The sequence below is a fragment of the Exiguobacterium sp. s64 genome, from assembly GCF_018618035.1.
In the GTDB taxonomy this organism is placed as follows: Bacteria; Bacillota; Bacilli; order Exiguobacteriales; family Exiguobacteriaceae; genus Exiguobacterium; species Exiguobacterium mexicanum_A.
Window position 1 is genome coordinate 81491 of sequence record NZ_JACSLH010000009.1, and the last position, 6500, is coordinate 87990.

The 6500-nt window shown below is 52.8% G+C and carries 7 protein-coding genes; 5 read left to right on the plus strand and 2 right to left on the minus strand.

All coding sequences use genetic code 11. The features are described 5' to 3' along the window. Positions 1–265: 265 nt before the first annotated feature. Positions 266–646: an SMU1112c/YaeR family gloxylase I-like metalloprotein gene (gloA2, locus tag KNP64_RS12560; protein ID WP_214756465.1), complete on the plus strand. Its 381-nt coding sequence runs from the start codon at positions 266–268 to the stop codon at positions 644–646. Between the two features lie 26 nt (positions 647–672). On the opposite strand, the gene KNP64_RS12565 is transcribed toward gloA2, so the two are convergent. Continuing rightward, entirely contained in the window at positions 673–1299 is a 627-nt protein-coding gene (locus KNP64_RS12565) for a TetR/AcrR family transcriptional regulator (protein ID WP_138860184.1), read from the minus strand. 122 nt (positions 1300–1421) lie between these two features. On the opposite strand from KNP64_RS12565, the gene KNP64_RS12570 reads away from it, so the two are divergent. Next, a complete protein-coding gene (locus KNP64_RS12570) occupies positions 1422–2171 on the plus strand; it encodes an SDR family NAD(P)-dependent oxidoreductase (RefSeq protein WP_034780427.1) in 750 nt (249 codons plus the stop codon). A gap of 220 nt (positions 2172–2391) precedes the next feature. After that, complete coding sequence (locus tag KNP64_RS12575) at positions 2392–5016, plus strand: S8 family peptidase (RefSeq protein WP_214793699.1); 2625 nt, start codon at positions 2392–2394, stop codon at positions 5014–5016. Positions 5017–5065: 49 nt separating this feature from the next. Here the strand turns inward: KNP64_RS12575 and KNP64_RS12580 are convergent, their stop codons facing one another. After that, entirely contained in the window at positions 5066–5392 is a 327-nt protein-coding gene (locus tag KNP64_RS12580; RefSeq protein WP_034780432.1) for a hypothetical protein, read from the minus strand. A 115-nt stretch (positions 5393–5507) separates the two neighbouring features. Between KNP64_RS12580 and KNP64_RS12585 the strand changes: the two genes are divergently transcribed. Continuing rightward, positions 5508–5927 carry a hypothetical protein gene (locus KNP64_RS12585; protein WP_214793696.1) on the plus strand — a complete coding sequence of 140 codons (420 nt, stop codon included), beginning with the start codon at positions 5508–5510 and terminating at the stop codon, positions 5925–5927. 35 nt (positions 5928–5962) lie between these two features. Next, on the plus strand, positions 5963–6397 hold the full coding sequence (locus KNP64_RS12590) for a hypothetical protein (RefSeq protein WP_214793693.1): 435 nt from the start codon (positions 5963–5965) through the stop codon (positions 6395–6397). The last annotated feature ends 103 nt before the right edge of the window (positions 6398–6500 follow it).

Sequence of the window (6500 nt, forward strand, 5' to 3'; positions counted from 1 at the left end):
TTGTTTTTTCATTTTTGGCACTCTAGATATAAGAGTGCTAACACTATTGATTATCCTAATTTTTAGGAAGATGTCAACCCGGTACAAACAAAAGATTGACGCGGGGCTCGGATTCGCCTATAGTTGAGTACATGCGATGAGCTGGTCTATGTAAGACGGCGGACATTCCTTCGGGAGCACGTTGTGGAGCGTGGTTCGACGCGGTAGACTTTTCGAGAGCACCTCTAGTGAGAGGTGCTCATTTTTTTGTATATGGGGGATTATGATGCAACTACATACCATCCATCACGTGGCGATTATCGCCTCAAATTATGACGAGGCGAAACGGTTCTACATCGATATCCTCGGTTTCGACGTCATCCGCGAGCATCATCGTCTGGACAAAGGCGACCACAAGATCGACCTGCGGCTCGGCGCGTACGAGCTCGAGCTGTTCATCAAACCGGATAGCCCGAAACGGCCGAGCTTCCCGGAGGCGTGTGGGCTCCGTCATCTCGCCTTTAAAGTCGACGATATCGAGGCGGTCGTCGCCGAACTGAATACGCACGGTGTCACGACGGAACCGATTCGGTATGACACGTTCACGGGCGAGAAGATGACCTTCTTCTTCGACCCGGACGGTCTGCCGCTCGAACTGCACGAATAAAGCCCCTTCACGCGAAGGGGCTTTCGTTATGAGCGCACATACGACAAGAGCATCTCTCGCAACACCCGTTGTTGGATGTGCGGTTCGATATCGTCCTCTAAATAACTGATGTGAGACTTCAAAATGATATTGTTGCCGAACGTCCCGAACGCGTTGATGATGGTGACGACGGTCGTTTTCACATCGATGTCGCCTCGAAGCGAGCCGTCCGTCTTCCCATGCTCAATGAGCGGTTCGAGCGTCTCCATGATCTCGCGCTGTAGTCCGATGTAGTTATCGATTCCGGGAAGGGGACTTACGACGAACGAGGCATAACTCTCGAACGCCTCACGGAAGCGAGAGTGACTCGTCCGTTTCATTTGTTGGTCGAGCAAGTAGTCAATGATCGCCTCGAGTCGCGAGTACGCATCTCCCGTCCGGCTCGTCAATTCCTTGAACGCGTCAAGCGTCGGTGCCAAGTTACGGACAGCCGCTGCGACAATCAATTGATCTTTTTTCGGGAAATAGCGAAACAGTGTCGCGACCCCGATTTCGGCGGCGTCAGCGATATCCTGCATTTGGACGCGCTCGAATCCGTCTTTCAGAAACAGGGTTTCAGCCTGACTGATGATGCGATTTAATCGTTCTTCTTTGTTTTGTTGACGTTTACTCATATCATCACCTCTTTGTTCTCTTGTCATTATAACGCTTTGAAGCAGTTTCGTTGAGAATCGAATGTGCATCGACTACTATTATGATAGTTAGACTATCATAATTTAAGATTGGAGCTGGAACAATGCGGTTAACGGGGAAAGTAGCGGTCATTACGGGGGCAGGCAGCGGTATGGGTGAGGAGACGGCCAAGCTGTTCGCGCGCGAAGGAGCGACGGTTGTCGCGACAGACATCAATGTAGACGCGGTGACACGTGTCGTCGAAACGATCCGGGCGAACGGAGGAGAGGCGCTCGCGCTTCAGCACGACGTCACTTCGCGCAGTGATTGGGAAAGAATTTATGATGAAGTGCAGTCGGTGTGCGGGAAGCTCGATATTCTCGTCAACAATGCGGGCATCGCGCTTGCAAAACCGTTCTTGGAACAGACCGAGGACGACTGGTCACGGACGTATCGAATCAATATCGATGGCGTCATGCTCGGGACGCAGTATGCCATCCCGCTCATGGAGCAAAATGGCGGCGGTTCAATCGTCAACATCTCGTCAATCTCGGCGCTCACCGGTATGGCCGGGGCAGGTGCCTATACGGCTTCAAAAGGGGCCGTTCGCTCACTTACGAAGGCTGCGGCCGTCGATTACGGGAAGCACAATATTCGCGTCAACTCGGTCCATCCGGGCTATATCGTGACGCCGATGAGCGCGCCGCACATGGAGCACCCGGACTATAAACAGCATTTCCTGAATCAAATCGCTTTGCCGAATCTCGGTCAGGCGGGGGAAGTGGCTGCGGCTGTCTTGTTCCTTGCATCGGACGAGGCGAACCACATCACCGGAATCGAACTACCCGTCGACGGGGGTGTCACGGCCAAATAAGAAAAATCATTTGTCCAGGTCAGAGGAAATTCCTCTGACCTTTTTCATATTATTTTTCGAAAAACCATATTAAAGATAGACAAATTGAGCGTTTCCTAAAATAATGAAATGAAGTGATTTTTTGGAGTTAATTGTTGGAACCTTCAAGCCATTATCTCGTATACATGAATTGACGGATCCGTCGGTCGTAGCTATGGACATGTAGAAATGAGGAAAACAGATGAAAGCAACATGGAAACAAGTATTATCATTCGTCACGGTGCTCATGCTCGTCTTGGCCTTGATCCCGCCCTACGTGAGCGCGGATGCAGGAGCGGGCATGCAAGATGCGAAGACGCTCAGCCCGGGAGTGGAGGTCGCGTTTGAGACCGGGACGGACGCAACGAATACATATTGGTTCAAGATGGAGCGGGGTGCCCCGTCATCGATGACACATATGGAAATCCAGTTCGAGTCAACAAAACTCGCGAACATCTCGGTCTATCCGAGCGCCGACATGGCAGCGAAAGATGAGACGTTCGAACAATATCGTTCGAGCGCGACACAAGAGGAAGAACAACAGGCGGCGACGATTCGTCTCCCGTATGCATGGGAAGGCCCGTACTACATCAAAGTGGAGTACCTTCCAATGACTGAAGACGCGGAGGAGGCCGCTGCGTCTGACATCAAGCTCGTCTACAACCCGGTCAAATTGCCGGTCAAATATGAGAACATCGAGACTGAGGCCGGCATGTGCGCCGTCGAGTCGATTTTGAATCCGACGCCGGAGCGCGACTCGATGTTGAAGCTCATCCGTCGCATTCAGACGGAAGTGTTGTCGCAGTCTGAGGCCGGGAACGATTTGGCCGCCTTGTACTATCGCACGTCTCCGTACTTGATCAAAGCGATTGTGAAAGACGGAGCCAAACGTCAACAAGCGTACAATGATTTGAAGGCGCTACAGCCACTCATGAACGCGCTCGTCGACCGCAAGGCGTACACGCTCACGAAAGCGGATGAGGCTGCCATCAAGAGCTTGCAGGCCTTCGTGACGACAAACGTCCCGACCGCGTTACAGGCAGAAGTAAACAAAGTAGCAGCCAAACTCGGCACAGGTACACTTGCCGGGACACCGCTTCAAGATGTGATGGTCAAATTCGGAGTATCGATTGAAATTGATGATGCCCCGCGTTATATCGTCAAATACAAGTCGTCACCGAGCAAGTCGCTCGGCAAGATGAACGCGTTATCGAACGTCTCGGCAGAGAAAGTCGATATCGGTCGCCCAGGTGACCACTTCGCGGTCGTCGATGTCGAGTCGGCGAGCACGAAAACGCAGGCGACGGCCAAGACGACGCTCGAGCGTGACACGAACGTCGAATTCATCGAGCCGGTTCAGACGTATCAAGCGTTCATGGCCGACACGAGTTACGACTATCAATGGTCACTCAACTCGAAATCGGTGTTGCAGCCATTCAAGGAAGCTGGAATCGGAATCGATGCGTATGAGGCTCTCAAATTGCCGGTCCGTTCGGTGAAAGTCGCCGTCCTCGATACGGGTGTCGACTATCGCCTCCTTGATTTCAAAGGACGTGTCGACATCGCCAACGAGAAAAATTTTGTCGACCCGAACGGGGAAGGCAGCGCGCTTGACGATCACGGACACGGGACACACGTGGCCGGCGTCATCGGTGCGATTCAAAACAACGGGACATCGATGCGCGGGATGATGCCTGCTGTCTCGATTCTCCCAGTCAAAGTGCTCGACGCGAGCGGTTCTGGGGACACGGAACAAATCGCGCTCGGAATCAAATATGCCGTCGATGCTGGTGCGAAAGTTATCAACATGAGCCTTGGCGGCAGCGAGAGCCGGACGATCGGCTACATGTTGAAGTACGCCTATGACCGCGGTGTCGTCGTCGTGGCGGCAACGGGGAATGATGGCGATTCAAGCCTGTCGTACCCAGCTTCATCGAAGTACACGATCTCGGTCGGTGCGACGAACACGTTCGGCATCGTCTCAGATTACTCGAACTATGGCTATGGTGTCGATGTCGTGGCACCGGGCACGAAAGTCGCGAGCCTCGTCCCGAACGGTAACGTCGTCTATATGGACGGCACGAGTATGGCGACGCCACACGTCTCGGCCGTCGTTGGATTACTGCTATCGACACGTCCGGCACTCAAAGTCGAAGAGATTCGCCAATTGCTCCATCGTACGGCAGAGCCGCTTGCTTTCTCTGGCGGGGATGCGACAGGTGGAATGAGCTATGAAGACGGCCTTGATTATTTCATGGAAGACTCGGAAGAAGAACTTCCGTTCAACTATGACTACATCAGCGGCTATGGCAAGGTTAATGTGCACCATGCAGCTTCGATGCTACGTCTCTACGCCAAGCCAGGCGTCGTCTCTGACAATTCGACGGTGTTTGCTGCTAGCGTGCAGAGCGGGACGACAGTGACGGTCTATAACGGCGAGAAACGTCTCGCGACCGGAACATCGAAACAAGCTCGTGTCGCATTGAATATCGGAGCTCAAAAAGCAGGCACGGTTCTCCGGGTCGTCTATCGCAACGGGAAGCTCGTCTCGAGCGAACGCCTTCTCGTTGTGAAAGGTGCCCGTGCGAAACAACCGACCGTCTCGACACCACGTGCGAACGCGAAGCAAGTATCGGGTCGCGCGGATGCGGGAATGACGGTCATCGTCCGAGACGCGAAGCGCCGAGTCATCGGAAAAGGGACGACCGGCCTCACGGGAACGTTCGTCACGAAGACACGCACCCTTAAAAAAGGGGAGCGCCTCTCGATCCACATCGAGGACGCGAAAGGTCGCGCGAGTCAGATGAAACACGTCGTCGTCAAATAAGTACACATGAAACAAGGAGTTCGCTGCGGCGAACTCCTTGTTTTGCCTTCTACTCGAGAATGCCGAGGAGCTCCATGACCAATAAAACGAACAGTCCGGAGCCGAGAACGGCCGCGAAGAAGACGAGCACGGCGTACTCTTTTTGTTTCAAGATGGCCCACCATCCGGTCACGAACGCTCCGAGCCCAAGGACGAAGAATGTGGTCATGTAGCTGAGCCGTAGCATGTTCGCGGCGTTGTCGCTCCAGAGCGTCGAGTGGAAGGTCGTATCGAAGTTATCGAGCAGGAGGAACGGCACGTACATGGCGAGGAACAAGCCGATGAGGATAATCGACCACTTGCCGACCGAGGTGCGTGGGAACAAGGCGCCATTCATGACGATTCACCTCTTTTCATTACAAAATCATCTGTATAGGACTATTCCCGTTTTGGTGAAAAGTTGACGAATTTCGTTGAAACGACATGATATAGTCGAAATGAGAGAGTGAGGGATGGCTATGGTCGAACAGTTCAAGATGAGACGCGTTTGGGAGGATGCGCTCGAGATGAATGTGGCATTGACGTTAAAAGCAAAATGGTGCAAGGTCACGGTGGACGAGTATGTCACCGCATCCGATATCGAAGCGCTCGTCTCTACGTTATCCGCGTTCAATGCACGAAACGGGAAGTCGCCCCAGACGTGGACACTCGATGTCCCGCAAGTCCACGTCTCCTTGACGTTCGAACTTGCGAATGGGCGAGGCACCGTCCAAGTCAACGCCGTGGTCGAACAAATGAAAGGCGATGGCGGGGACGTGAAGGCGACGTTCTCGTTCGAGACGACGATGGGGCAGATGGATGATTTGCAGCGACAACTGTCTGTTTTCTTGGCGCGCGAAACCGACCTGGTCGAATCGCTTCGTCCGGAGTAAGTAGCCAGATCAAAGTGAGAAAGCGGGTGCAAAAAGTGAAAACTCAATTCGAGATGGAACGGATTTGGATGGACGAGACGGAGCTGTTCTATCAGATTAGGCTTCAGCTCCATGCATCTGTCTGTTCGAGCAATCAAGATGTATATATGCAGGATGAGACACTGCAAGAACTGATTGACTCGATTGCTGGATTCAACAACACCTGGGGGAAGGAACCCGTGATTTGGCAGTTGTTGGACCCTGATGCGGATGACCATAAAATCAGCCTCACGTTCACGATGATTGATCGGACAGGCACGATTCAAGTCGACGTCTTCATCCATGACGAGTGGCCACACGATCCGTTCGACCATTTCCATGCAGTCTTCAAGTTCAAGACAACGATGGGGCAGCTCGATGACTTATGCGCTCAACTCAAACGCTTCATCCGACGAGAGACCGACCATGTCGCATCGCTCTATGAACGATGACAAGCCCAGACAAAAATGATATGCTCCCCAATAAGTAGACAGATGAAATAACAAATCTGTTTATCTGATTGGGGAGTGTTTTTTTATGACGAGAAGTCGACAT